Annotated in this window: 19 protein-coding genes; 9 read left to right on the top strand and 10 right to left on the bottom strand. The window is 46.4% G+C overall.

Translation table 11 applies throughout. The annotated features are described in order from the left end of the window. Window positions 1-13 precede the first annotated feature (13 nt). The 3 genes from ACO08K_RS14285 to ACO08K_RS14275 all read left to right on the top strand — a co-directional run bounded on the left by ACO08K_RS14285 (window position 14) and on the right by ACO08K_RS14275 (window position 4766). Window positions 14-2344, top strand: a complete 2331-nt coding sequence (locus ACO08K_RS14285) for an FAD-dependent oxidoreductase (protein WP_421797079.1) — start codon at window positions 14-16, stop codon at window positions 2342-2344. Window positions 2345-2571: 227 nt separating this feature from the next. Beyond that, entirely contained in the window at window positions 2572-3249 is a 678-nt protein-coding gene (locus tag ACO08K_RS14280; protein WP_421797078.1) for an XAC2610-related protein, read from the top strand. Between the two features lie 89 nt (window positions 3250-3338). Then, entirely contained in the window at window positions 3339-4766 is a 1428-nt protein-coding gene (locus ACO08K_RS14275) for an AAA family ATPase (RefSeq protein ID WP_421797077.1), read from the top strand. A 15-nt stretch (window positions 4767-4781) separates the two neighbouring features. Here ACO08K_RS14275 and ACO08K_RS14270 read toward each other — a convergent pair whose 3' ends face one another. Together ACO08K_RS14270 and ACO08K_RS14265 are read right to left on the bottom strand one after the other, a co-directional pair. After that, window positions 4782-5144 carry a hypothetical protein gene (locus ACO08K_RS14270; RefSeq protein ID WP_421797076.1) on the bottom strand — a complete coding sequence of 121 codons (363 nt, stop codon included), beginning with the start codon at window positions 5142-5144 and terminating at the stop codon, window positions 4782-4784. Window positions 5145-5246: 102 nt separating this feature from the next. Then, on the bottom strand, window positions 5247-6005 hold the full coding sequence (locus tag ACO08K_RS14265) for a hypothetical protein (protein ID WP_421797075.1): 759 nt from the start codon (window positions 6003-6005) through the stop codon (window positions 5247-5249). Window positions 6006-6184: 179 nt separating this feature from the next. Between ACO08K_RS14265 and ACO08K_RS14260 the strand changes: the two genes are divergently transcribed. After that, complete coding sequence (locus tag ACO08K_RS14260) at window positions 6185-7990, top strand: aminopeptidase P family protein (protein WP_421797074.1); 1806 nt, start codon at window positions 6185-6187, stop codon at window positions 7988-7990. A gap of 233 nt (window positions 7991-8223) precedes the next feature. Here the strand turns inward: ACO08K_RS14260 and ACO08K_RS14255 are convergent, their stop codons facing one another. Beyond that, window positions 8224-10017, bottom strand: coding sequence for an ABC transporter ATP-binding protein (locus ACO08K_RS14255; protein WP_421797073.1), 1794 nt, complete (start codon window positions 10015-10017; stop codon window positions 8224-8226). A 222-nt stretch (window positions 10018-10239) separates the two neighbouring features. Between ACO08K_RS14255 and groL the strand changes: the two genes are divergently transcribed. After that, entirely contained in the window at window positions 10240-11877 is a 1638-nt protein-coding gene (gene groL, locus ACO08K_RS14250) for a chaperonin GroEL (protein WP_421797072.1), read from the top strand. 171 nt (window positions 11878-12048) lie between these two features. Here groL and ACO08K_RS14245 read toward each other — a convergent pair whose 3' ends face one another. Together ACO08K_RS14245 and ACO08K_RS14240 are read right to left on the bottom strand one after the other, a co-directional pair. Further along, window positions 12049-12750, bottom strand: a complete 702-nt coding sequence (locus ACO08K_RS14245; RefSeq protein ID WP_421797071.1) for a LytR/AlgR family response regulator transcription factor — start codon at window positions 12748-12750, stop codon at window positions 12049-12051. Then, the gene (locus ACO08K_RS14240; protein WP_421797070.1) at window positions 12747-13721 is read right to left on the bottom strand and encodes a sensor histidine kinase; all 975 of its coding nucleotides are present in this window, start codon (window positions 13719-13721) and stop codon (window positions 12747-12749) included. The genes ACO08K_RS14245 and ACO08K_RS14240 overlap by 4 nt, the downstream gene beginning before the upstream one ends. 156 nt (window positions 13722-13877) lie before the next feature. On the opposite strand from ACO08K_RS14240, the gene ACO08K_RS14235 reads away from it, so the two are divergent. After that, the gene (locus tag ACO08K_RS14235; protein ID WP_421797069.1) at window positions 13878-14636 is read left to right on the top strand and encodes a hypothetical protein; all 759 of its coding nucleotides are present in this window, start codon (window positions 13878-13880) and stop codon (window positions 14634-14636) included. 151 nt (window positions 14637-14787) lie between these two features. Here ACO08K_RS14235 and ACO08K_RS14230 read toward each other — a convergent pair whose 3' ends face one another. The 3 genes from ACO08K_RS14230 to ACO08K_RS14220 all read right to left on the bottom strand — a co-directional run bounded on the left by ACO08K_RS14230 (window position 14788) and on the right by ACO08K_RS14220 (window position 17208). Next, window positions 14788-16119, bottom strand: coding sequence for an IS5 family transposase (locus ACO08K_RS14230; protein WP_421796432.1), 1332 nt, complete (start codon window positions 16117-16119; stop codon window positions 14788-14790). A gap of 131 nt (window positions 16120-16250) precedes the next feature. Further along, window positions 16251-16670 carry a hypothetical protein gene (locus ACO08K_RS14225; protein WP_421797068.1) on the bottom strand — a complete coding sequence of 140 codons (420 nt, stop codon included), beginning with the start codon at window positions 16668-16670 and terminating at the stop codon, window positions 16251-16253. Window positions 16671-16680: 10 nt separating this feature from the next. Beyond that, window positions 16681-17208: a hypothetical protein gene (locus tag ACO08K_RS14220; protein ID WP_421797067.1), complete on the bottom strand. Its 528-nt coding sequence runs from the start codon at window positions 17206-17208 to the stop codon at window positions 16681-16683. A 121-nt stretch (window positions 17209-17329) separates the two neighbouring features. Between ACO08K_RS14220 and ACO08K_RS14215 the strand changes: the two genes are divergently transcribed. Beyond that, on the top strand, window positions 17330-17644 hold the full coding sequence (locus tag ACO08K_RS14215) for a helix-turn-helix domain-containing protein (RefSeq protein WP_421797066.1): 315 nt from the start codon (window positions 17330-17332) through the stop codon (window positions 17642-17644). Window positions 17645-17889: 245 nt separating this feature from the next. Continuing rightward, window positions 17890-19197, top strand: coding sequence for a hypothetical protein (locus ACO08K_RS14210; RefSeq protein ID WP_421797065.1), 1308 nt, complete (start codon window positions 17890-17892; stop codon window positions 19195-19197). A gap of 484 nt (window positions 19198-19681) precedes the next feature. Here the strand turns inward: ACO08K_RS14210 and ACO08K_RS14205 are convergent, their stop codons facing one another. Continuing rightward, complete coding sequence (locus ACO08K_RS14205) at window positions 19682-22306, bottom strand: DNA gyrase/topoisomerase IV subunit A (RefSeq protein WP_421797064.1); 2625 nt, start codon at window positions 22304-22306, stop codon at window positions 19682-19684. Window positions 22307-22662: 356 nt separating this feature from the next. Here ACO08K_RS14205 and ACO08K_RS14200 point away from each other — a divergent pair, with 356 nt between their 5' ends. Beyond that, on the top strand, window positions 22663-23619 hold the full coding sequence (locus ACO08K_RS14200) for a threonine ammonia-lyase (RefSeq protein ID WP_421797063.1): 957 nt from the start codon (window positions 22663-22665) through the stop codon (window positions 23617-23619). 11 nt (window positions 23620-23630) lie between these two features. Here ACO08K_RS14200 and pabB read toward each other — a convergent pair whose 3' ends face one another. Then, a complete protein-coding gene (gene pabB, locus ACO08K_RS14195) occupies window positions 23631-24950 on the bottom strand; it encodes an aminodeoxychorismate synthase component I (protein WP_421797062.1) in 1320 nt (439 codons plus the stop codon). Window positions 24951-25051 lie beyond the last annotated feature (101 nt).

Here is a 25051-nt window from a genome sequence, read left to right as displayed (position 1 = left end):
ACTTCTTGAGATCATGATAAAAGCAGCAGCAAGCGATAAAAGAACTCCCAAAAATACCACCCTGAATAGTGAGCTGGTGGTGGTAGGTGGTGGTTTGTCGGGTTTGTGTTCCGCGATTACGGCGGCACGTGCAGGCATTCGGGTGACCCTGGTCAGTGACCGGCCGGTTCTAGGTGGCAACTCTTCCAGTGAAGTGCGTTTGTGGGTATTGGGCGCTACCTCCCACATGGGCAACAACAACCGCTGGGCCCGGGAGGGGGGCGTTTTGGACGAGTTATTGGTGGAAAACATGTACCGCAATCCCGACAGCAATCCCCTCATTTTTGACACCATTTTACTGGAAAAAGTGGTGAGCGAGCCCAACATCACGCTGCTGCTGAATACTGCTGTATACGATCTGGAAAAATCGGATGCGGATACAATCTCCAAAGTGTACGCTTTTTGCTCCCAAAACTCCACCCGCTACGAATTGGTCGCGCCCTTGTTTTGCGACGCTTCGGGCGATGGCATTGTAGGTTTTCTGGCGGGAGCGGCTTTCCGCATGGGCGCGGAGGCGCAGGAGGAATTTGGAGAAAAATTTGCCCCTTCTAAAGCCTACGGCGAGCTGCTGGGGCATAGTCTCTATTTTTACTCGAAAGATGTAGGCAAACCCGTCAAGTTCGTGGCACCGAGTTTTGCCCACGATGTCACCCAAAAGGTGCCCAAGTTTCGTTCTTTCAATACCCAGGATTTTGGTTGTAAACTCTGGTGGATCGAATATGGTGGCCGACTCGATACGGTACACGACACCGAAACCATCAAATGGGAACTTTGGAAAGTGGTGTACGGCGTTTGGAATTACATCAAAAACTCGGGCCTCTTCCCGGATGCAGAAAACTTGACCCTGGAGTGGGTGGGCCATATTCCCGGCAAACGGGAAAGCCGGCGTTTTGAAGGCGATTACATGCTGATCCAGCAAGACATCGTCGAACAACGCGCCCATTACGATGATGTGGCCTTTGGCGGCTGGTCGATTGACCTACACCCTGCCGACGGCGTTTTTTCGGAAAAAGAGCTCTCCAGTTGCAATCAATGGCACAGCAAAGGGCTTTACGGCATTCCTTACCGCTGTTTTTATTCGCGCAACATCAGCAATCTGTTCATCGCCGGGCGGATCATTTCGGCCAGTCACGTGGCTTTTGGCTCTTCCCGGGTGATGGCCACGAGTGCGCACGGCGGGCAGGCAGTAGGCATGGCGGCGAAGTTTTGTGCCGAGCATGGCTTGTTGCCCCGCGATTTGGCGAAGCCGGAATTCATCCAATTGTTGCAGCAAGAACTGCTCAAAACCGGGCAACACATCCCCAACCTGCGCTTGTATGATCCGCAGGATTTGGTGCAAAGTGCCCATATTTCTGCCAGTAGCCAGTTGCAATTGGCCGAATTGTTGCCTACTGGCGAAGCGGAGCCAATGCCTTTTTCCCTGGCGCAAATGCTACCCTTACAATTTGGCGCAAACCAGGCTCCACTCCAATTTGTCATTCATCCCTACGCCGATACGGCTACGGAACTGGAAATCGAACTACGCGTATCCAGCAAAGTAGACAACCATACCCCCGATGTCATTTTGGCCAAACAGGTCGTACAACTGCAGCCTGGTCGCAACTGTGTGCCGCTCAGTTTTGCACTCAATGAGCACCCACTTTTGGCCAAAAACAGTCCTGCGGCCCAACTACAGGCTTATGGTTTTGTGACCATTTTGAAAAATGAGCAGGTCAAATTGCAATTTTCAGACCAGCGCATCACGGGGATATTGACCGTGTTCAACGCCGTCAACAAAGCGGTTTCCAACTACGGCAAACAGGAGCCATTGGAGGATATTGGAGTAGATGCGTTTGAGTTTTGGTGCCCCCAACGCCGCCCTGCGGGGAAAAACCTGGCCCTGAAATTTACTCCTGCGCTGACTGCCTTTGCTGCTGAAAACATCCGCAATGGTTTACAACGCCCCACCAATCAGCCAAATGCCTGGGTGGCTGACCCTGCCGACGAACGGCCTAGTTTGCACCTAAGATGGGAGGAGCCTCAAAACATCAAGCAATTGGTGCTGCATTTTGACAGCGATTTTGACCATCCCATGGAAACGGTGCTAATGGCACACCCGGAGAATGAAATGCCTTTTTGTGTGAAAAGGGTGCGGGTGTGGAATGATCAGGAGGAATTGGTGGCGGAGATTTTGGGCAACCATCAGAGTCAGCGGAGGATTGATTTTGGGGTGGTATTGAGCACTCGGTCTTTGCGGATAGAGGTAGAGCATCCTTCTGCCTTGGTGCCTGCTGCACTGTTGGAGGTGAGGTGTTATGGGGGTTGAAATGGTTGAAAATATCGTAATTGTATAGTTATAGCTAAAATGAGGGTGTCATTTTGGCTATAACTGGGTTTTGGAATCACTTTTAGCTGAGATGGGGGGATTCGGCAGCTTAAAACTGTTTACCTATGCTAAAACAAAATCAATATTTTCTCAGCCATAGGGTAGAATAAATCGGACAGTAGCTTGTTTTATTAAAGTGTTGATTTTGACCACAACACTGAGTCTCCATGAAAAAATGGCCTATTTACTACCTTCTATGGCTTGCTTATCTAAGTATCGGGTTATGCTACTGTACCCAACCACCCCAGACTCATACCCCTACCACAACAAAAAAAGTGGACTACGGCACCTGTTATTTTAAAAACCTTTCTACAGCCTATGACCTAAACCTCAAGGTCACTAAATTTAGAGAATTTGATGGTCAGCTGGATTCCTGCCTGGTAAGGCTTATTTTGATTGATAAAACAGCTCAAATCCAGGTTGATAGTCTACATTTCTCCGCCATTCTATTTTTAAACGAGACTTATGAGGATTGTAATGAAGTGTTGTCCTATACAACTGGACAAAACATCTCCAAGGAAATTGTAGACAATATGTATGGGGACATAGTTGTTGCCGATTTTAATTTCGATGGATTAGAAGACATTGCGATGCTGAACGATAATGGGGGAAATGGTGGACCTTATTACAACTTTTACTTACAAGGGAATGGTCAAAAGTTTAAAAAGAGCCAATTTTTGACCGACTCTGTAGCTTTTTTTCCCTCTAAAATTAATCCTAGTACAAAAACATTAACCACTTATGCTCATGCTGGTGCATGCTTGATGGAAAAATGTGTTTTTCTTTTGGAGAAAAATAAAGCCTGGAAAAAACAAAGTCAAAGGCTTATTGACGTTTGTAAATAGCAGTAATTATATAGTTATAGCTAAAATGAAGGTATCATTTTGGCTATAACTCATTTTTTGACTATATTTATAGCCAAAATGAAAACCAAATGACCAACCCAATTATTGGCAGAAACAAAGAATTAGCACTTTTGAAGGGTTTAGCCAATTCTTCAAAATCTGAATTTGTTGCGGTATATGGTCGGCGTAGGGTTGGTAAAACGTTTTTGATTCGGCGGGCTTTTGAACAAGGCTTTGCTTTTCAGGTGACAGGGTTGGCCAATGCCAGCTTGGAACAACAATTGCTCAATTTTCATGTAGCCCTGGAAAAAATTGGTGCAAACCCAAGTGATAAACCAGCCGAAAATTGGTTGTACGCCTTTTTGCGTTTGAGCAATCACCTTGAAAAACTAGAGGGCAACAAAAAGGTGATTTTTATTGACGAATTGCCCTGGTTCGATACGAAGGGGTCAGGTTTTGTGCAGGCTTTGGAGCATTTTTGGAACAGCTGGGCCTCTGCCCGAAGCGACATTGTTTTAATTACGTGTGGTTCGGCAGCTTCCTGGATGATCAATAAATTGCTTAACAACCATGGAGGGTTGCACAATCGGGTAACCAAACGATTAAAAATCAATCCCTTTACCTTACACGAATGCGAAGCCTTTTTGCGCGCCCGAAACTCAAGCCTGGAGCGTTACCAAATCATCCAATTGTACATGGCCTTGGGCGGGATTCCTTTTTATTGGGATGAAGTGGAGCCCAATCAAAGTGCAGCTCAGAACATTGAACAGCTCTGCTTCAGTGAGAATGGCCCCTTACGCACGGAGTTCAACAACCTCTTTAGTTCCCTTTTTAGCCACTCGGAACGACATATTGCGGTGGTACGCGCTATAGCTAGCAAGGCAATGGGGCTCATGCGGGAAGAAATCATTGCGCTCAGTGGCCTACCCAACGGAGGTACAATGAGTACGCTCCTGCAAGAGTTAGAAGAAAGTGGATTTATTCGCCGCTACGTACCTTTTGGTAAAAAAACACGCAATAGCCTCTATCAATTGGTGGATTTTTATACGCTGTTTTACCTTCGCTTTCTGGAAGGACTGGTGGAAATAGAGGAAAATCATTGGATCAATGGTCTCGATAATCCACAGTTTCGCGCCTGGAGTGGCTATGCCTTTGAGCAGGTTTGTTTGTATCATGTGGCTCAAATCAAAAAGGCTTTAGGTATTAGTGGCGTACAGACATCCACCTCCGTTTGGCGGGGCAACAGCGGTGGTACAGGCGCTCAAATTGACTTGTTGATTGATCGTCGTGATCAGGTCATCAACCTCTGTGAGATGAAATATTCAGTCAATGAATACAGCATTGACAAAAAATACGCCGAGGAATTGCGCAATAAAGTAGGGGTTTTTAAAGCCGAAACGGGCACCAAGAAGTCGGTCTTTTTGACGATGGTGACCACTTTTGGTTTGAAGCAAAATCAGTATTCGCTGGGTTTGGTGCAAAATGAATTGAGGATGGAGGTGTTGTTTGAACTTTGAATCCAAATGGACTACTCATTTTGTCCCACTAAATTTAATAGTCAAGCCTTTGCTGATTTTGAATTCAAGCCCATACACAAAAGCGATATGCCTTAAATGTAAGCTTAAATCAAACCATCTGGTTCCATTATGATGGGGTTTACTGGTCGTTTGGTTAAAAATTTCGACTGCACCAAGTATGTCTTCTTGGCTTAGCTCATCCTTTAGTAAAATGGTATTGATTTCCTTTATCGCTTCATAATTCGGATAAAAATTGGGGTCTTCTTCAGCATGACGTTTAAAGTAATCTTCTGTATTTTTTAAACGGAGGAAAAAATTTGGATCGAGCTTTTCTCCCTGATTTGATGCTTCCAACGGTGATATTTTACGGTTAACCATCACTAATATTTTTTAAAGATTGGGTACGAAATCCACAACAAGATGAGTCTTGCATAATAAGCACAACGAATATTCAGCGGTGTCGGGCTTGCTCCCACCTTGTTACTTCAGTCGGTTAAAAACTTTTTGCTCAACCTCTTCGATTAATGCTTTTCGATCCTTTTCTTCTACTGGCCTTGAAAGCTCGATATGATGGAGCTTCAACTCCGTTTGAGCTCCTTTCTCCTCAGTTGAGACCATAATTTCAATTGATTCACTATAAAGATCTGAAGGAATAAACAAATAAAAAGCACCTGAATGTTCAAACAAAGAATCGAGCCCCAACCCATTGTCGAATGAATCAATTCTATCGCTCAACCGAGCAATTAACGTGTCTTTGGAAAATGGATAAGTGTATGTTTTTTCAACCTTAAACCCAAAATCTTTAGTTCGACTTGTCGCCACGAAAGCAAAGCATGCCACCAACATAGGCAAAATGGGATTAAACTTAAGCTCAGGTGCTTTCGGGACTGTTTTCGAATGCAATCCAGCGAGGGGCAACATCAACAAAGCAACAAGATCAGTATAATCAACAACACGCTGAATATTGAAAATGGAGAGGCTACTCCAAAAATTTATGATCGGCTGCGAAAAAGGTGATTTCCAAAAAATGAACAAAATTCCCGTAGTATACAACACAACTTGCCTGTACTTGGGGAAAAAGGCAATAAAAAACAGCGAAAAGACAAACAATCCAGCAAAGTCGGATAGTTTGCCTGTCAACCAATTGCCATATAGGTCCTTCAGGATAAAATCGTTTAGTAACAAAATGACAAGGGCAATGATAAACCAATAGGAATTAAAAATATGCTTATTTTCCATTGGACACCTTATTTAAAAGCAATATAACAATTTAGAAACTACAATCCAATTTTTGGGGTTTTTAACAACTCCTCCTGAATACTATACTGCCCACAATTTACAGCACCAACAAAAATCCCCCTCCCAATCACCGCTTTCTGAACTTTTACCAATAGCTTTAGCCCACAAAAATACACACCATGCCTCGCTCCGCCCTTGCCGCCCTACGCCAAGCCCTCCAGCGCCAGGAGATATCTGCCTACATCGTGCCCAGCAACGACCCGCACCAAAGTGAATACGTGCCTGAATATTGGAAACTTCGCGAGTGGCTGTCTGGATTTACCGGCTCAGCAGGCACTCTGGTCATTACAGCTACCGAAGCACAAGTTTGGACGGACGGCCGCTACTTCATCCAGGCCGAGCAGGAACTGGCTGATGGCCCTTTTGTGCTCAAAAAGCAACAAGTGCCCCATGCCCCCGAGCACATCGACTGGCTGATGGAAAACCTACCTACGGGTGCGGTGGTAGCTGCGGATGGCAAACTCTTTAGTGTCCAACAGCAGCGCTACATCGAAAAACGTTTTGCCCAAAAAGGCATTGAATTTGATACCCAGCTCGATTTGTTGGGACCACTTTGGGAGGAGCGTCCAGCTTTGCCTCTCAATCCGGTTTTTGAACAAGACACCTATTTCGCGGGTCTGAGTCGCGCCGAAAAATTGCAGGCCTTGCGCGCCGAAATGCAGGCACAAGGCTGCACCCAGCATTTGGTCTGTACCCTCGAAGACATCGCCTGGTTGCTCAACCTGCGCGGCAGCGATGTGGCCTATACCCCCGTTTTTGTGGCCTACCTGATTGTGGGTTTGGAAGAAGCCAATCTGTTCATTCATTCGGCCAAAGTGCCTGCCGATATTTATACCCAATTGCAGCAAGACAAAGTCCGGGTGCAATTGTACACGGGCATCGATGGCTTTTGTGCCGAGTTGAGTGCCCGCGACACCATTTTGATCGATCCGGGTTCCTGTAGCTGGCACCTGTACCAAATGCTCGTTAAGGTGCGCATCAAGGAGGGTGAACACCTGATTCGCCAGCAAAAAGCCATCAAAAACCATGCGGAGATCTATCACTTCAAAGCCGCCATGCGCAAAGACAGTGTAGCGCTGCTGCGCGCTTTCCGCTGGTTGGAAGCAAGTCTGGCGGCGGGCGAGCAGCCTAGCGAGTACGATTTTGCGCAAAAAATTGCCGCCTGTCGCGCCGAGCAAGCCGATTATGTGAGTGAAAGTTTTCCGGCCATCATCGGTTACCAGGGCAATGGGGCCATCATCCATTATCGGCCACCGCAGATAGGATCGGCGCGCATCAAACCGGAAGGCATCCTGCTGGTAGACTGCGGCGCACAGTACCGCGACGGAACCACCGATATTACCCGGACCATTGCGCTAAGTGAACCGACTACCCAGCAACGCTTGCATTTCACGCTGGTATTGAAAGGCATGATTGCCCTGAGCAGCGCCGTATTCCCCAAAGGCACCAACGGCATGCAGCTGGATGCACTGGCTCGACAAGCTCTTTGGCAACACGCTCTGAATTACAACCACGGCACCGGACATGGCGTAGGGGCCTTCCTGAGTGTACACGAGCCGCCACAAGGCTTTGCCAGCAATGCTACCACCAGCAGGGGGACTTGTGCCCTTGAGCCGGGCCATATTTGCTCCAATGAACCTGGCTTTTACCTCCCCAACGAATACGGGATTCGGGTGGAAAACCTGATCCTTTGTGTGCCCCATCTGGAAACGGAATACGGCCAATTCTTGCGTTTTGAAACGCTGAGCCTGTTCCCGATTGATTTGAAATTGGTGGAGATTGATTTGTTGACTGCTGCCGAAAAACAATGGCTGGATACCTATCACGCTACCGTGCTGGAGCGTTTGCAGGATTTATTGACTACGGAAGAGTTGGATTGGTTGAAAGAAAAGGCGAAAATAAGCCCTAACCGTACCAGCCGCTAAGTCGACTAAACTCAAAATAGCTTCGTAGTGCATCAACTTAGTAGTGGGGCAAAATGATCACTTATTTTTTTATCGCCCCTTATCAATTTTGACACACCACCCACACTACTGGACATTTTTTTGCCACAAAGGCTCAAAGGCACTAAGCAAAAACCTATTGATTCATAGCCCTTTGTGTCTTTGTGTCTTCGTGTCTTTGTGGCAAAAAAAATGCCCCGTAATGCACACACCACCTATGCTATTCCTGCCTGTTCCTGGTGCTTCCACATCTCCTGAAACGCAGGGCTGTGCTCCCGCAAATACTCAAAAGTCCCTTCGTCGACGATGTAGCCATTTTCCATCACATAGACGTAGTCGAAGTGGACCAGTAGGTGCAGGCGGTGTAGGGCGGACACAATGGCTTTATCTGAAAACTCCTGGAACATACGCTCATAGATCAGCAATTCGGTTTTAGGGTCGACACTGCTGGTCGGTTCGTCCAGCAAAATGATGTCGCTGTCTTTGGCAGCCAGAACTCCACGCGCCAAAGCCAATCTTTGTTTTTGCCCACCGGAAAGATTCACTCCTTTTTCGCGGATGTTGGACTCCAGGCCCGAGGGCAATTGCTCTACCACATCTGAGAAATGGGCGGTTTCGCACACCTTCATCACTTCTTCCTTGCTGAAAGGTAAGCCCAGGGTTATGTTGTATTCAATGGTGTTTTCAAAAATTTCGGGCTCCTGGGGGAACAAGGTGATGTAATCAGAAAGCACCTCCAGTCTGTCGTAATTTTGGCCATCCGCAATCAATTGCAGACCTGGTTTAGGTGGGTACAGGCCCCGCATCAAGGCCAGCAAGGTACTTTTGCCACTACCACTTTCCCCAATGAGTGCGACCCGTTTGCCCCGCGCGATTTGGATGTTCAGGTCATGTAAGCCCGGTCGATACTGGCCTTCTGCGGATGCACCCTCCAGTTCGTGGACGTAATTGAGCTGACTGATCTGAATTTTTTGCCATTGCTTTGGCAAAAGCCCGGCGGATTCGGGCAGATGTTGCTGGTCGTAAGCCTCAAAGATGCTTTTGGCAGTTTGTACATCGGTGTGTTGAGTGACAATCTGGTTGTACTGCCAGGCAATATCGTGGAACACACTGGTGAAACGCTGGACATAACTCATCAAGGTGACCAGCCCCCCAATGAGGAAAAGTTGGCCAGGAACATAAGTTTGATAGATGTAGCCCACGATGATGGTGCAATAAATAATGGCTACAATGCCGTCAACGGTGAACCATTTCAGTTCGTTGATCCAAATTTTGCGCCGAAAAGGTGGGAAAATTTCGGCCACTTTTTGCATCAAACCACTCTCCATTCGTTTTTCCAGCCGCAAAGTGATGACCGTAACAATATTGGAAAGGCTATCAAATAGATTGGCCGAAACCGCATGTTCCCGCTCGTTTGTTTCCCGCTGGTATTTGATCATGGGTTTATCAAATTTGAAAATGGTGTAAACGGCGATAACCCCCAACAGAATGGCAATTGAACCAAACAAGGGCGAGAAATAGAGCATTGCAGCAAATGAAAAAACGAATTTGGTGAACGCATGGATGTACATAAAGCCATTTTGGAAAAAATCCTTGAGGGCCTCATAAGCTTTACGAACCCGGTTAATGGTCATTCCGCTGTGGTTGTCCTGGTGCCATTTTACGGTTAAGTGCAGCACTTTGTGGTACATTTCCTGGAGAAAATTCCGACTCAGGTTAAAAGCAATGCTTCGCTCCATAATCCGGGCAAAAAAGTGAAAACCCCAGCCGCTAAAATGCAAGACCAAATAAGCCACAACGTAGACCCAAAGGGATTTTAAAACATCAACCCCCTCCTTTTGGAGCTCATTGATGAACCAGCCCCAGGCAATGGGCATGCAGGCATCAATTAAGTTGTTGGCCATAAACATGCCATACACAATCAGGTAACGCCAGCGTTCCTCACGGGCATATTTCCAGGATGTAATCAAAAGGGAGATATAGGGATTGCTAGCAATGGATTTGAACATGGCAGGAGTGATTTCTAAGCAGCAAAATAAGGTAGCTTTCGGGCAATGAACCCCAATCACACTGAAAAAGTTTCCTGCTGGCTGACATTCTGCCTGCCAAAATGACAAATTAGTCGATTGTTCGGTGCTTGGCACAACCTTTGACAACAGCAGGTGAGCCAATGTAGCAGTACAGGGCCTCAATTTGCTTATTTCTTCCAGAAAAATAAAATCAAAACCATTATGGCAGCAAAGGAAATTACCCTCAGCAATGCCGCTCAGGAAAAACTCAAACGTGGCATTGATAAACTGGCCAACGCCGTTAAAGTAACCCTCGGGCCCAAAGGCCGTAACGTGGTGATTGAAAAAAAATTCGGAGCTCCACAAGTCACTAAAGACGGGGTAACCGTAGCCAAAGAAATAGAACTGGAAGACGCACTCGAAAACATGGGTGCCCAGATCATCAAAGAAGTAGCCTCCAAAACGGCCAATGCGGCAGGTGACGGAACAACTACTGCCACTGTTTTGGCACAAGCCCTGATCACCGCAGGCTTAAAAAGTGTCACTTCGGGTGCCAACCCCATGGACCTCAAACGCGGCATCGACAAAGCAGTCAGAGCTGCCGTGGCTAACCTGAAAGAGCAAGCCGAACAAGTAGGCGACGACTACAATAAAATCAAACAGGTAGCCACCATTTCAGCCAACAACGACGAAGAAATTGGTGAACTGATTGCCGACGCCATGAAGCGGGTCAGCAAAGACGGCGTCATCACCATCGAAGAAGCCAAAGGCACCGAAACCTACGTGAAGGAAGTAAGCGGCATGCAATTCGACCGCGGCTACCTCTCGCCCTACTTTGTGACCGATACCGAGCACATGGTAGCTGAATACGACAATCCTTTCATCCTGATTCACGATAAAAAGATCTCCAACGTCAAGGACATCCTGCCGATTTTGGAAAAGACCTCTCAAATGAGTCGTCCTCTGTTGATCATCGCTGAAGATGTGGATGGATCGGCATTGAGCACCCTGGTGGTCAACCGCCTGCGCTCCGTGTTGAATGTGGTAGCCGTTAAAGCTCCAGGTTTTGGCGACCGCCGCAAAGCCATGTTGGAAGACATCGCCATCCTGACCGGAGGCACCGTGATCAGTGAGGAGCAAGGTTACGCGCTGGAAAATACCGACATTACGATGCTCGGCCAGGCCGAAAGAATCACCGTAGACAAAGACAACACCACGGTTGTAAATGGCAAAGGTGCCGAAGACGCAGTGAAAGGCCGGGTTGGTCAAATCCGTTCTCAAATCGAAATCACCACATCCGACTACGATCGCGAAAAACTGCAGGAGCGCCTGGCCAAATTGGCGGGCGGTGTAGCCGTACTGAACATCGGTGCAGCTACCGAGATGGAAATGAAGGAGAAAAAAGACCGGGTAGACGATGCACTGCACGCAACTCGGGCAGCCATCGAAGAAGGTATTGTAGCAGGTGGTGGGGTAGCATTGGTGCGTGCCATCAAAGCACTTGCCAACCTGAAAGGAGTAAACGAAGACGAGAACATCGGCATCGACATCGTGCGCAAAGCCCTGGAATCTCCCTTGCGCAACATCGCTGAAAATGCAGGTGCAGAAAGTTCCGTCGTATTGCAAAAAGTGCTCAACGGCAAAAGCGGCTACGGCTTCAATGCCCGCACTGAGGTATACGAAGATTTGATGGGTGCAGGGGTGATCGACCCCGCCAAGGTTACCCGCGTAGCCCTGGAAAATGCTGCTTCGATCTCCGGTATGGTGTTGACCACTGAGGCTGCAATCAGCGACAAGCCTGAGAAGAAGAGTGCAGGCGGTGGCGGACACCACCATCACCACGATGATTACGGAATGTAATTTTTAGCATAAAGACAGAAACGAGGGTACAAGGAACACCAAGCGAAGCGTTGTCAACGTCTAACTTTGTGTCCTTTGTGCCCTCTTTTTTTTCTTTGTGGTAAAAAAATGTCGCTCTAGTTTTTTGGCTTAGTAGTGGGGCAAAATGATCACTTATTTTTTTATCGCCCCTTAGACCTTAAAGTAACTCAACACACTCTGCTTGTACGACACCCCAATCGGGATTTCCGCCCCACCCTGCAAATACACCCGATTGCCCTCCAATCTGCTCAGGTAATCCACATTGATCAAATACGACTTGTGTACCCGGATGAACTGCGGCAATAGTTTTTGTAGGTCCCCCATTGTTTCACTGGCCAATAAAGGGCGCTGCTGCAAGAAGTGCAACTGCGTGTAATTGCCCGCAGCTGCGATGTAAACAATATCGGCAGTATCGATTTTTTGTCGGGCATTGTTGATGTTCAACAAAAGATAACTTGGTGCTGCATGGGAAGTACTAGGCACAACCGGTGGCTCCGCGCCAGGCGCAATCAATCGGTCAACCGCTTTGATGAAGCGCTCAAAACGAATCGGTTTGAGCAAATAATCCACCACACCATACTCATACCCTTCCAATGCAAACTCAGCATAAGCAGTGGTGAGAATCACCCGCGGAGGATTTTTTAAAGCGGTCAAAAGCTCCAGGCCGCTCAGTTCCGGCATGTCAATGTCCAAAAACAACAAATCGATGGGGTGCTGGTGCAAAAAATTGAGAGCATCCAGCGCATTGTAGCAATGACCCAGTAAGGTCAGGCGCTCAATTTTTTCGATGTAGCGTTCTAGCACCACATGGGCCGGGGGCTCGTCGTCGACAATCAGACAGCTTAATTTCATCGGCTTTCGAGTTGTAGGGTTAGGGTCAAATGGTATTTTTCGGGCGTATGTTCGATGTCCAGCTGGTGCCGCTGTGGGTAATCGGCCAACAAGCGCTGGCGGACGTTTTGCAAACCCAGCTGATTCGAGGTTTTGGGGCTGGGTTTGGCCGCAATGGAGTTTTGGCATACAAATTTCAGCCTCTCTCCTTCCACCTCAAAACAAACCTGGATGCGCTGCGGCCCAATGCCTGCGCTGTGCTTGAAGGCATTTTCCACCAAGGGCAAAAACAGCAAGGGAGTGATTTGCAAGTGCTCAAAATTGCCCCGTTTTTCCACTTCCACGACTGCATCGTACAAGCGAATTTTTTCCAATTCAATAAAATGTTCGGTCAAGGTAATTTCTTCGGCCAGGGCTACTTTGGCGCGTTTGCTGATTTCCAATTGGTAGCGGAGTAGGTCGGCCAATTGCAGAATCATTTCATTGGCTTTGGTGGGGTCTTGCAGGTTCGTGGCGTAGAGGTTGTTCAGGGCATTGAACAAAAAGTGGGGCTGGATTTGCATTTTGAGCAACTGCATTTCCGCTTCCAATTGCCGGGCCCGGGCATCCTGTAACTGTCTTTGTCGCCGGATACCGGATTGAAAAAAGTAAGTCCCCGTCGACAGCAACCAATTAATGAACAAGGTAGGGAGCAGACCCCAAAATGCCAGCTTCTCCTCGCGCACGTAAGCCAAAGCCAGGCCCAAGACAAGGTTGGACAGGAAAAAGAAGGGCAACATGCGCAGGAAGTAAGCGCCATAACGCTGCCGATCCAGAAAGCGCTCCAGACAAAGGTAATTGACATAGCTCAGTACCGTAGAAACGACCACAAAGCAGGCCAGAGACCCCAGGATCAAGGACCATTCGGCTCCTTCTCTGCCCCTGGACAGGATGAGCGCTCCCCAAAAGCCCAACCAGGCCACCAAATGCCAAAGCCAATTTTTCCACTTCATCTGCGGAAAATACGCTTAGAAAATGAATAGGAAAAATGTTGAATGATGAACCGCATTCATCCGGCATCAACTGCGTTCGTGTAAACACAGCAGGGCTTCATCATTTGGATTTGGAATTGCCCTGGCCTGCGTAGAGTTTTGTACACAAAAAGCACGATGAAAATTTACCCGACTGTTGTTTTTTGTTTCTTTTTTGTAGCCCAAATGGCTGCCCAACAAGTAGATACCATCCACATCGACAAGCAGGATCTACTCACCCAAAACCTCAAATCGGCCAAAAGTCAGTACCTGGTTTCTGTGCACAGCACTGACCCCGCACGGATCCGCAACCTCTTCCTCTGGACGCGTGAGCTCAGCCTGGAGACCCGTCAGGGCAAAGAGATAATTGTGGTAAAGCAAGATTGGCAGGGGCAAGATACCCTCTTCAACCGCAGCATTTATTCAGTATCGGAAAAAGCTACGTTCAAGCCCATTTACCACTACGCCAAATCCCCACGAGGCATCGAGGCCTACAATTTTGAAGCCGGCCGCATCATTGGTGCCGACAGTGTCGCCAACAATACCCGCAAGGCTTGGCAGATCCCCTTGTCAGAACCCACCCTGAATTGGGAGCTGGACTTGGAAATCCTGGCACTCCTGCCTTTTAAGGAAGGCAAAACCTTTGCCGTCAATTTTTATCACCCTGGCAGTAAGGGAGGCCCCCAATATTACCTCTACAAAGTGATTGGCAGTGAAATGCTCGACCTCGCCGGAGGCCAACGCGTGGATACCTGGAAACTCCAGATCGATTACGGCCAGTACAATTCAACGGCTACGTTTTGGGTGAGCAAAAAAACGAGGGAAGTGTTGAAGTCGCTGGATTTGTTTAAAGGAGGGTATCGGTACAAGGTGAAATTGGTGAATGGAGTGGAGTGAGTACAGGGGGATGGAGATTTTTCCCTGCAATTTCGTTTTTTCATGGCGAAATTGCAGGGAAAAATCTACTGCGAACTGTTTATTATCTAGTCGACCCTGAGAAACCCTATTCCCCAATAGGACTTGTTTAGAAGCTCTGTTGTGAAGAACTTCATCTCCAGCCCAAAATTGGCGTAGCGAAGCATCTAACGAGGCAGCACAAGCCCTCCCAGGTGTAAAAAATAAGTGCCCTGATCTCTCTGAGGCGGATTCTGAAGTTGTAAGCAGCGCCAGCCATCAAAGCATTGAAGGCATCCCCCAGGGTTCCGCTCAAGAAGTTACGCTCCAGGCCAAAATCGCTTTTCAGATGGCCAATGGTCGGTTCGATGGCGGCTCTGGATCGGAATAATTGTTGGAGTATTTTCTTCTCCTTTGCACTCACCTTACTCGATCCGTTTGAAGGGATTAATACCTGTGTGTCCCCAATTTTGGACCGACCTTTTCCTCCTCGATCATAGATGACCTTTTTGGGCCGTTCGCCTCCCAAGGGCTTAACGATTCGTTCCAGTTGTTCCAGAGTAGGTTCAATCGTATCTCCATCATAGGGATTGCCCTCAAAGCACTTCATGGCTACAATTACCCCTTTTTTTACTGTTCGGCTAACCGATACTTTGCAGCCAAACTCATACTTTTTATGCGCTTTACCTTTGGCAATACAACTCACCTGGGGTTCATGAATGGAGTAGCACTTGTTTTTGTCGCTCCGCTTTTGCTTTAGTAGATCTTTAAAAAACGAGAGGTAAGGCGCATAATGTTCTCGTAATGAATCCGGTAATTCAGATTCCACCTCCCGCATTAAGCGCCCTGCAATGGTCCTTAATCGTTTCAGGGCAGCCCTTCGTTTTTGTTCAAGACCTTTCTGCCGACTGGGTACTGTGATCTGACGGCGCAGCCGCTTTTCTTCCTTGTCGTAGGTTTGCTTCAACTTAATTTCGCTGCTCTTGGCGATGCGACGAGTCCAAAACAGAATTTTTGACGCTAATTTTTGATCAGTGGGATAGGTGATGTTTTTCTCCTGAACTGTGGTGTCCATTTGGACCATCTCCGCTTTTTCTTCCCCCTTGTGCACCTTCACACTCAAGGTCAGGATTTTCTCCACTCCTGATTCGCCGACCCTTTTGCGGAACAGTACAAAATCGGTCGGATCGAATGGTTTCCGCTTTTGAAAATAGGTCTCACCCGTGAAATATTGCCAATACGGATTCTCGATCCACCGCGCAATCACTGATTCATCCGACTCATTGAACAATTGCTTGAGGATAAGCAACCCAGCTATTTTTCGAATCGGAACGCTGGGACGACCTTGGTCAGCATAAAAAGGCGAAAGCTCCGCTTCCAGCCATTTCCAGTCTAGTTCTTTGGATAGAATCACCAGGTCATGATTCATATCGAGTAGCGTTTCGAGTCGTATTTCGCCTTTGCCAGGCCCTAAGCGTCCTAACATTTCTCCCAGTTTTTGACCTAAAACTCACGATTCTTAATAGAAATATACCGCTTTATTCTTAATATACAAATTCTATGCCTTTGATTTACAGCAAGGTATTAGTCGATTCTGACTTCGTCAGGGTCGACTATCTAAGCCTCCACGGCCGCTAACCACCCTTGCTGTTCAAATACATCTTGCACATCCTTGACAAAACGCTTCCAGTCAAAATTGGCAATCTTCTTCTTGGGCAGCCACTGCTGCATGGTTTCGATGTACTTCGCCGCCATCATGTGCAGCACTTCTTGTGGGGTAGATTTTTGGACTTCGTGGTAAGAGAGGCGTATTTGGGTATGAATTTCTTTAAGCTTGGGTCGGTAGCTGAAACCATCCTGGTAGAAATCCTCCTCCTGTTCAATCACATAAATGAAAGCCACTCCAGCAATGTCACCATAATCGCTGAGCTGTATCTTGGCTTTTAATAGTTCTTCTATACTGACAACATTATCGATGGCCACTTCAAGGGGCACCTCGCGCCAGCTGATGCTGGATACAACAAATGGGTCTCGCATAGTTTTAGTTTTATCGGTCTACTTTGTTTCCCGGAGGCCGAATCAATGGCCTAGCCCTTTTCAGGTTCTCCGGAAGGGTAGCATAGTTGTAGATTTTATTGGCTTCTTGTATAAGGCAATCCTCAAGGTTGCCCCAGTATTCCGTTTGTGAAATAAGATTCATTCTGGACAGCCAAGCATTGCTATAACGCGCATTACCATAGGTTACACCGTATTTCCAGACCTCTCCTTTATGCAGGTAAATGAGCGAATCTTGGCCACAATTGAAACAAGGATAGTATCCATCTATGGTTGCCAACAGTACATATTGCTTAGCCTTTCGGACTTGTTTGAGCCGCTTTTGCAACTCTTTTTGTCGCTGTGGTGAAATCTGGACGTTTCCCGATTCGTCCACCACAAGAAAATCCACACCTTTCCAATGTGCATAAAACCCCAAGATAGTCAGCATTAAGAAAAAAAGCAAGACTGGCCCACGGCCTTTTGGCTGCGGCATTGGAGGTTCACTAATAGGCTGGTATTTTTTAGTCACAGCATTCATAGGGGAAATTAGTTAGGGGGAATGAAGAAATAAATGTGTTATTTTGGAAAACAGTTCCTTTAACCAGGGCAAAAATAAAAGAGAGTTTTATTTTTTAGACTATTTTTTCATTTTATTCCATATGGGTGAGCAAAATTTTTCCAAATCTTTACATGAGCGGGCCAAAACAGCGATCAAATCATTGAATCTCGATCAGCAGCAACTGGCCGAAAAACTGGGGCTTACCCAAGCCGCAATTAGTAAAGCACTGAATGGAAAAAGTGATCGCTCATTCCAACGTTTGTTGGTTTTGCTCTCTGATGAATATGGCGTTAGTTTTGATGCAGTGCCAAAAACGGTGGAAAATGAAGACCTGGAAGCAATCAAAAACGAATTGAAGGAGATTAAACAGGGGATTGAGGAATTAAAGGAGATGTTTGGAAGGTTTGAGAAATGATTTTTTGGAACGGTTTTGAAATAAAAATGTCATAATCAAATTAATAAAAGGATGTCACGAAAAAATGACTGAAAAGATTTTTGCTGATAACTTGAAAATATATCATACATAAAGGAACTAATTTGGATTTTTTCTTGTTACTTTAAACATCTTGTTGCCCATTAAAACTATAACAAGGAGTTAGCTAGATGGGTGGAGAAAATTGGGAATAAACCCTATTATTTGTAATTTATAAAGACACAACAATGAAACAAGCATTAATTCTTGATAATATAGATAGAGGTCCTACTTATACATTTTTTCAAGCGAATGATTTCTATATTACGAAAAAGGTTTTAAAATCTAGTATTTCTAATTGGGAATCTATTTGTGTGATTCTAGAAAATGACCATAAGGATGAAATTGTTATCGTTGGAAAATTTACTGAACATATATTGGGCTATTTTTTAGACAAAGAGTATTCAGATGTTTCAAAACGCCTTATTCAAAATATTTTAAAAAAAAGGCACATAATTTTTGTTTATTCAGATAATTATCACGGCTACTTTAATTTTAATGATGGTTACGTAAGTCCAGATGAAGCAAAAAATCAAAAAACCGAATTTGACCCTAAACTTAAAGACTTAATAGATAAGTTCAACAGGTTGGACTTAAATATTGCTATATACGAAACTCTAGTTGATCTTGAAATTTCATCACAAAACTTTATTGATAATGTTTCTCAAGGGCTATTGCTAAGATTTTATATACCAAATGACAAGTTTGGAAGTACAGAACTTGACAAGTTTATTATCCTATTTAAAGACTTTATTTCAACTGTAACAAATAAAATCATTAACATAACTCAAAACAGAACAAAACATGGAATAACCTGCACTCTTTATTCAGAAACTGCTGAAATTAAACATGAAGACCTGTATAAAATGTTTGATGACTTTACAAAGTTTATGGAGCTTTGTCTAAATAACCCTGAAGCAGCAGCTGAAATTCTTATAAATAATGATATCCCAAGAGAAAGGGTATCATACTTAATTACAAAACATATAAAGGAAGCTAAAAGAATTTTTTTAGACTTAAAGCAAGATAAAGAAAGACGTTTACTTTCAATCAAACAAAATCTAGAATCAGAGTTACTAGAAGAACATTTAGGAAATGAACTGAATAAAAAAATTGAATCTTTGGTTCCTAATATTACTGGAATTGTCGATTTAATAATTGATAGAAAAATTGACAATCTTCAAATAAATATTAACCCCCAAATAATCAGCAAAGTTGAAGGTGTAGTAGCTAAAGAATTCAACGGCTCGGTTGTATTTACTAAAGAAGATAACCAGCTAAAAGAAATGATTCAGGAATATTCCGTAAGTAAAGCCCAATTTGCTGAACTTATTTCCGCGCTCTATGAAATGAAAGATTCAGAAATATCTTCAAAAGACAAGAAAGCAGCAACAAGTAAGTTGAAAAATTTCGTATTGAAAATTGGGGAAAAAATTGGCGATGTTGCTTTTGACCTTTTAACAAAATATTTAGAAAAAAAAATGGGGCTTGATTAAAACTATGCATTATAACAGCTGAAAGAAATTGGTTATTTAGTGATAGTTGAAACCTTGTGCTTTGTCTTAAGTTAAGGATGGGTAAACAGGTTAGTGCTTCCAAATTGCCAACTTCTTGTAGTCGTAATCATTGACCACAATTCGACCCTATAATTTCAGCAAGACCCATTTAAAAAACTTGCAAATCCCTATTTCTCCCCACAACTTTTAACTTCAAAGTACTTATTTAAAACATCCAAACCCACCTCCATAAAAATCGGCATCATCCTCGCCTACATCCAACGCTAGGAATTCGACCACAAAAAAGATTTTGTCCCGCCCATCACCGGCATTCATCTAGCCGCCCTTACCCCTGAAAAGAAAAAAGAGGATACAAGGAACACAAAGCGAAGCGTTGTCAACGTCTAACTTTGTGTCCTTTGTGCCCTCTTTTTTTTCTTTGTGGTAAAAAAAACGACTTGTGCCCTGGGTGAAATGGTGTGGATTAAAACAACTTCGTTTGTCCATCCACATCAAACTCGATGCTATCACCTGCATGCAGCTTATCAGGCATTACCTCAGCAGGTTTTTCTGCGGGTTTATCAGCAGGAGGAATGAGTTCTACCTCCGTTAGTTTCTGATCACTCAATTTATTGCCCAGGGCTTTCCAACCTTTTACATCAATGAAGTCGGCCAGATTGAGCTCGCCTTGCATTTTTTTGTTCTTCAGTTTCATCGAGTAGCGCACCTGTGGATTGGTCTCGATAGTCGCAAAGAGGAGCCGCGAATCCTTGTGGTCGGTCAGGTAGCTGAAGCGTTCCTTGAGTTTGGTGGTTTCTACCCGGAAGCGTTTGACCATCGTCAGGCCCTTGTTTCCATCGTAGTGTACCGCGCTGATTACCATTTCGGGATCAAATTTGCCAAGGTGGTACAACTCGACAAGGTTAAAACGACGGGTCATGTCCAGTTCGGCCATTTCGTAGGTACCGTCCTTGAAGAGGATGAACATCAGTTCGCCAGTATCAAATTCACCCAACAGCCGACCACGGCCATCGTTGTTCAGGCGGCCACTCACGTCGTCGATGTACACTTTCAATGCCCCAATGGTGGAACGGCCAGCTTCTTTCAAACTGACTTTTCGGACAGGATATTTGGTGATGAGATTACCCTGCGAGCTACGGCCTTTGATGGCGAGTTCTTTGAAGTCGTAATCGAACATTTTTTTCTTTGCCGTAGAGGCCTGGGTCAGTTGGATGTTGACCACTTCCGCCTCCCCATTTGGGTTTGCCGTGAAGTAGAGTAGTTTTGAGCCCTTGGCTTCTGAAGTCAACACATATTCCTTGTCCCTCGTGATGGCCGTAACGTTGAAACGTTTGGCGAAAGTGCGGCCATTGGCGCCATCGGAGTAGACCAGATTGTAAGTCGTCCGTTCGTCATTTTTCTTCCAAACGGCGGCGTGGATGATGTCTTTGCCCACAAAAACCTTGTCCGCGATTCGTTTGACCATGAAGCGGCCATCGGCGCGGAAGACAATGATGTCATCGATGTCGGAACACTCAGAAACAAAGACGTTGTTTTCGTCTTTTTTCAAACCAAAGCCAATAAAACCCTCGGTGTAATTGACAAACAGCTTGGCGTTGTTGGCGACTACTTCGGTGGCCTGAATATATTCGAAGGAAGTGATTTTGGTGCGGCGTTCGCGGCCTTTGCCATATTTTTCCAACAAACGTTTGTAATAGGCAATCGTAAAATCGGTGATGTGCTCCAAATCGTAGCGCACTTGCTCCATTTCCGCTTCCAGGGCGGCAATGTGCTCATCCGCTTTGAAGGTATTGTATTTGGAGATGCGTTTGATGCGGATTTCGGTCAATTTGACGATGTCATCTTCGGTGATGTCGCGCATCAGGCGCATGCGCTGGTCGTTTGGGCCTGGGTTGTCAACTGGCGTCACCACGTATTTGCGCAACTCGCGGTCGATGGTCGTCAGGACTTCCTCCCAACTCTCACATTCTTCAATTTGGTGGTAAATCCGGTTTTCGATGAAGATTTTTTCCAAACTGGCCATGTGCCATTTTTCCAACAGCTCACCCAATTTGATTTCCAGCTCCGTTTGCAACAGGTCACGGGTGCGGAAGGTATTGTGCTCCAGGATTTCCTCAACGGTCATAAAGCGCGGCCTATCCTCATGGATTACGCAGGCGTTGGGCGAAATGGATACTTCACAATCGGTAAAAGCATAGAGGGCGTCAATGGTGACATCGGGTGAAGTGCCGGGGATCAATTCGATTTGCACTTCTACGTCCTTACTGGTCAGGTCGACCACCTTTTTGATCTTGATTTTCCCTTTGTCGTTGGCTTTAATGATGCTTTCGATCAGGGATTCGGTCGTTACGCCGTAGGGCAACTCCTTGACGGCCAGCAGGTCTTTATCTAGTTTCTCGATCAGGGCACGGATTTTGATTTTGCCCCCACGTTTACCCCCATTGTAATCGCTCACGTCGACCATAGCCCCGGTTTGGAAATCGGGGAAAATCTGGACTTTTTTGCCTTTGAGGATATCAATCGATGCCTTGATTAGTTCAATGAAATTGTGAGGCATAATTTTGGTGGACAAACCCACCGCAATGCCATCTGTACCCGAGGCCAGCAACAAGGGGAATTTGGCAGGTAAGGTCACGGGCTCCCGTTTGCGCCCGTCGTAGGACATTTGCCACTCGGTCGTTTGGGGGTTAAACATCACCTCCAGCGCAAACTTGGTCAAACGTCCTTCGATGTAACGGGGAGCAGCGGCACCAGCCCCGGTGGCTACATCACCCCAGTTTCCCTGGGTGTCTATGGTGAGTTCTTTTTGCCCCATGTTTACCAATGCGTCGCCAATGGCGGCGTCGCCGTGGGGGTGGTATTGCATGGTCAGACCAATGACGTTGGCAACTTTGTTGAAGCGCCCGTCGTCGGTTTCTTTCATGGCGTGCAGGATGCGCCGTTGTACTGGTTTCAGTCCGTCGTCGATATGGGGTACCGCACGTTCCAAAATAACATAGGAGGCATAATCGAGGAAATAGTCCTGATACATGCCCTGCAAATTGATTAGCTGGCCGTTGCCGTTGGCGGTTTTGTTCGATTGATCCATGCTCAAAAAACAAGTAGAAGTTGAGTTGAGGAGTTGAGCAATTGAGGAGTTTAGATCGACGCTTCGACTCCGCTCAGCGACCTATTTAAACTCCTCAACTTCTCAACTCCTCAACTAATTCAGCAAAAGTACACAAAATAATTTTAAACACAAATTGTTTTTGATTAAAAAAAGCCAACAAACCTATTCAAAAAGCGATAAAGTAGTGGGGCAAAAATAAGTGTTCATTTTTCTTGAGCCAAAGGATTAGATAAGACGCTTAAAATGAACCGCTTACTTATCTAATCCTTTGGCAAAATGAAGCACTTATTTTTTTATCGCCCTAAAGCTGCGATATTGAGGCAAAATTATCCGTCATGCAGCCTTTAGTTCAGGTGCCTAGTGCAGCCGATATCCAGCAATCCCACGCCTTGATTCAGCCTTACATCCACCGTACGCCGGTGCTGACCTGCCAAAGCATCAACACGATCAGTGGCGCACAATTGTTTTTTAAGTGCGAAAACTTTCAAAAGATCGGGGCTTTTAAAATGCGTGGTGCCAGCAATGCCGCTTTGCGCCTGGATGAAGCAGCGCAGAAAAAGGGCCTGGCTACCCACTCTTCGGGCAATCATGCCCAGGCCGTGGCCAAAATTGCCCAGGCCCTAGGTGTACCCGCACACATCGTGATGCCCGAAAATGCGCCGAGTGTAAAACGGGAAGCCACTGCTGGTTATGGGGCAAACATCGTGTTGTGTGAAGCCACCCAGGCCGCCCGCGAAAGTACCCTGGCCCAGGTGTTAGCCGAAACGGGAGCTACCTTTATCCACCCTTACGACGATTACAATGTGATCGCTGGGCAGGCGACCGCCGCTCTGGAATTGATTCAGGAAGTAGCAGATTTGGATGCAATCATTTCCCCCATTGGCGGCGGAGGCTTGATGAGCGGAACGGCTTTGAGTACGCACTATTTCTCGCCAAATACCAAAATTTATGGCGCGGAACCAGAGCAGGTGAATGATGCCTGGCTATCGTTTAAAAGTGGGGTTCGGACGCCCCATCGTGGCTTGCCTTCCATTGCCGATGGTTTGTTGACCAACATGTCGGAAAAAACCTTCGACATCATTAAAACCTACCTCAGCGATGTGTTTACCGTTACCGAGGCGGAGATAGTGGCGGCCATGCAATTGGTTTATGAGCGGATGAAAATTGTAGTGGAACCTTCCTGCGTGGTGCCGCTGGCCGCAGTGCTGAAGAATGGGGAGATTTTTGCCGGAAAGAAGGTGGGCATAATTTTGACCGGGGGGAATGTGGATGTGCGGAACTTGCCGTTTTGAACTGCAAGCAATTAGCTCCGCAGCACCTCTCGCAGCCTTTCCGCCTTCAGCAAACACTCCGCATACTCTTCCTCAGGGTCAGAGTCGAACACAATCGCGCCTCCAACCTGTAAGGATAGGTACCCACTTTCCTGCTGGTACAACAAACTGCGGATGACTACATTAAAATCAAAATCGCCATTGGGCGCGAAATAACCGATTGCTCCAGAGTACAGCCCCCGGCGACTCTGTTCCAATTGCTCGATCAACTGCATGCTGCGCAGCTTGGGCGCACCGGTCATGGAACCCATTGGGAAAGCTTTTTTGATGGCTTCAATCGCTGATACTCCGGCAGACAAAGTCCCGGTCACCGTCGAAATCATCTGGTGGACCGTGCTGAAGCTGTAAATGCCAAAAAGCTCTTCCACATTGACCGTTCCCGGCTGGCAGCTACGCGCCAGGTCATTGCGCACCAGATCTACGATCATCACGTTTTCGGAACGGTTTTTCGGGCTGAGGAACAATTCAGTTTTGAGCGCAGTATCCTCTTCCTCGGTTTTGCCCCGACGGATGGTGCCTTTGATGGGCTGGGAAATCAGTTTTTGCCCGCGCTTGGCCAAAAAGCGTTCCGGGCTGGCACACAGTGCAAAATGATCCTGCCAACGGAAAAAAGCCGCGAAAGGGGTCTGCGTTTTGAGCCGCAGGCGTTGAAACAGGGCAAAAGGATCTAATTCACAAGCCGGGTGGAAAAACTCCTGGCAGAAGTTCATTTCATAAATGTTCCCCCGGCCAATTTCCTGGCGAATTTGTGCTACAGTGTGCAGGTAATCCTCGCGTTGGATACGGGGTTGTAGCTCAATTTTTTCGGCAGCTTTGGGAGAGTGGACTTTGGTTTGTACAATCTCCTGGTAAAGGTCTTCAGGTGCCCGGGTCGCCGAGGCAATCGTCAGCACCTGATTCTGTACACTGATGCGGTGCTCGGGCACAAAAAAGCACAGATCGGGCCATTCCATTGGGTCGGGATGGCGGGAATCCAGTTTTTCCAGCTCGTTCTTCAAGTCATAAGCCAGGTAACCAAAAAGGTATTCCTGGGGGTACTGATTCTTGAACTGGGTCAATTGTCCAAATGCGCCCTCTCCCGCCCGGGCCTGGATGGCATCCAAACAGCCCACTCCAACCAGTAAATCATAAGTTTGATAAGCATCCTGGCCGTGCCCATTGGAATCGAGGTAGCTGAATTGTTCAAAACGCGCCAACCACTGGATGAGCTTGGTTTTAAAAGCTTCCAATGCAGCTGGATCAGCCAGTTTGCTGCGGTAAATGCGCCAGGTGGGTGCCGATAGGTCTACCATTCAATGCCGGGTGTGTCTTTTTGCTGCAAGGCTAATCAAAGCCCTGCATATACCCTAAACATTTAGAAAGGATTTTTGTCGCAGGGTCACAAGGGGCGATA

This window comes from Haliscomenobacter sp. (assembly GCF_965225875.1).
Lineage (GTDB): Bacteria > Bacteroidota > Bacteroidia > Chitinophagales > Saprospiraceae > Haliscomenobacter.
The sequence above is the reverse complement of the archived record's forward strand: the minus strand, read 5'-3'. Positions and strand labels throughout refer to the sequence as shown.

What these genes read in the sequence shown, in the direction of transcription:
- ACO08K_RS14205 (WP_421797064.1), bottom strand. Translation starts at nt 22,306, where the DNA reads ATGGATCAATCGAACAAAACCGCCAACGGCAACGGCCAGCTAATCAAT.
- ACO08K_RS14275 (WP_421797077.1), top strand. Translation starts at nt 3,339, where the DNA reads ATGACCAACCCAATTATTGGCAGAAACAAAGAATTAGCACTTTTGAAG.
- ACO08K_RS14255 (WP_421797073.1), bottom strand. Translation starts at nt 10,017, where the DNA reads ATGTTCAAATCCATTGCTAGCAATCCCTATATCTCCCTTTTGATTACA.
- ACO08K_RS14280 (WP_421797078.1), top strand. Translation starts at nt 2,572, where the DNA reads ATGAAAAAATGGCCTATTTACTACCTTCTATGGCTTGCTTATCTAAGT.
- ACO08K_RS14285 (WP_421797079.1), top strand. Translation starts at nt 14, where the DNA reads ATGATAAAAGCAGCAGCAAGCGATAAAAGAACTCCCAAAAATACCACC.
- ACO08K_RS14220 (WP_421797067.1), bottom strand. Translation starts at nt 17,208, where the DNA reads ATGAATGCTGTGACTAAAAAATACCAGCCTATTAGTGAACCTCCAATG.
- ACO08K_RS14210 (WP_421797065.1), top strand. Translation starts at nt 17,890, where the DNA reads ATGAAACAAGCATTAATTCTTGATAATATAGATAGAGGTCCTACTTAT.
- pabB (WP_421797062.1), bottom strand. Translation starts at nt 24,950, where the DNA reads ATGGTAGACCTATCGGCACCCACCTGGCGCATTTACCGCAGCAAACTG.
- ACO08K_RS14235 (WP_421797069.1), top strand. Translation starts at nt 13,878, where the DNA reads ATGAAAATTTACCCGACTGTTGTTTTTTGTTTCTTTTTTGTAGCCCAA.
- ACO08K_RS14200 (WP_421797063.1), top strand. Translation starts at nt 22,663, where the DNA reads ATGCAGCCTTTAGTTCAGGTGCCTAGTGCAGCCGATATCCAGCAATCC.
- ACO08K_RS14230 (WP_421796432.1), bottom strand. Translation starts at nt 16,119, where the DNA reads ATGTTAGGACGCTTAGGGCCTGGCAAAGGCGAAATACGACTCGAAACG.
- ACO08K_RS14240 (WP_421797070.1), bottom strand. Translation starts at nt 13,721, where the DNA reads ATGAAGTGGAAAAATTGGCTTTGGCATTTGGTGGCCTGGTTGGGCTTT.
- ACO08K_RS14245 (WP_421797071.1), bottom strand. Translation starts at nt 12,750, where the DNA reads ATGAAATTAAGCTGTCTGATTGTCGACGACGAGCCCCCGGCCCATGTG.
- ACO08K_RS14215 (WP_421797066.1), top strand. Translation starts at nt 17,330, where the DNA reads ATGGGTGAGCAAAATTTTTCCAAATCTTTACATGAGCGGGCCAAAACA.
- ACO08K_RS14270 (WP_421797076.1), bottom strand. Translation starts at nt 5,144, where the DNA reads ATGGTTAACCGTAAAATATCACCGTTGGAAGCATCAAATCAGGGAGAA.
- ACO08K_RS14225 (WP_421797068.1), bottom strand. Translation starts at nt 16,670, where the DNA reads ATGCGAGACCCATTTGTTGTATCCAGCATCAGCTGGCGCGAGGTGCCC.
- ACO08K_RS14260 (WP_421797074.1), top strand. Translation starts at nt 6,185, where the DNA reads ATGCCTCGCTCCGCCCTTGCCGCCCTACGCCAAGCCCTCCAGCGCCAG.
- groL (WP_421797072.1), top strand. Translation starts at nt 10,240, where the DNA reads ATGGCAGCAAAGGAAATTACCCTCAGCAATGCCGCTCAGGAAAAACTC.
- ACO08K_RS14265 (WP_421797075.1), bottom strand. Translation starts at nt 6,005, where the DNA reads ATGGAAAATAAGCATATTTTTAATTCCTATTGGTTTATCATTGCCCTT.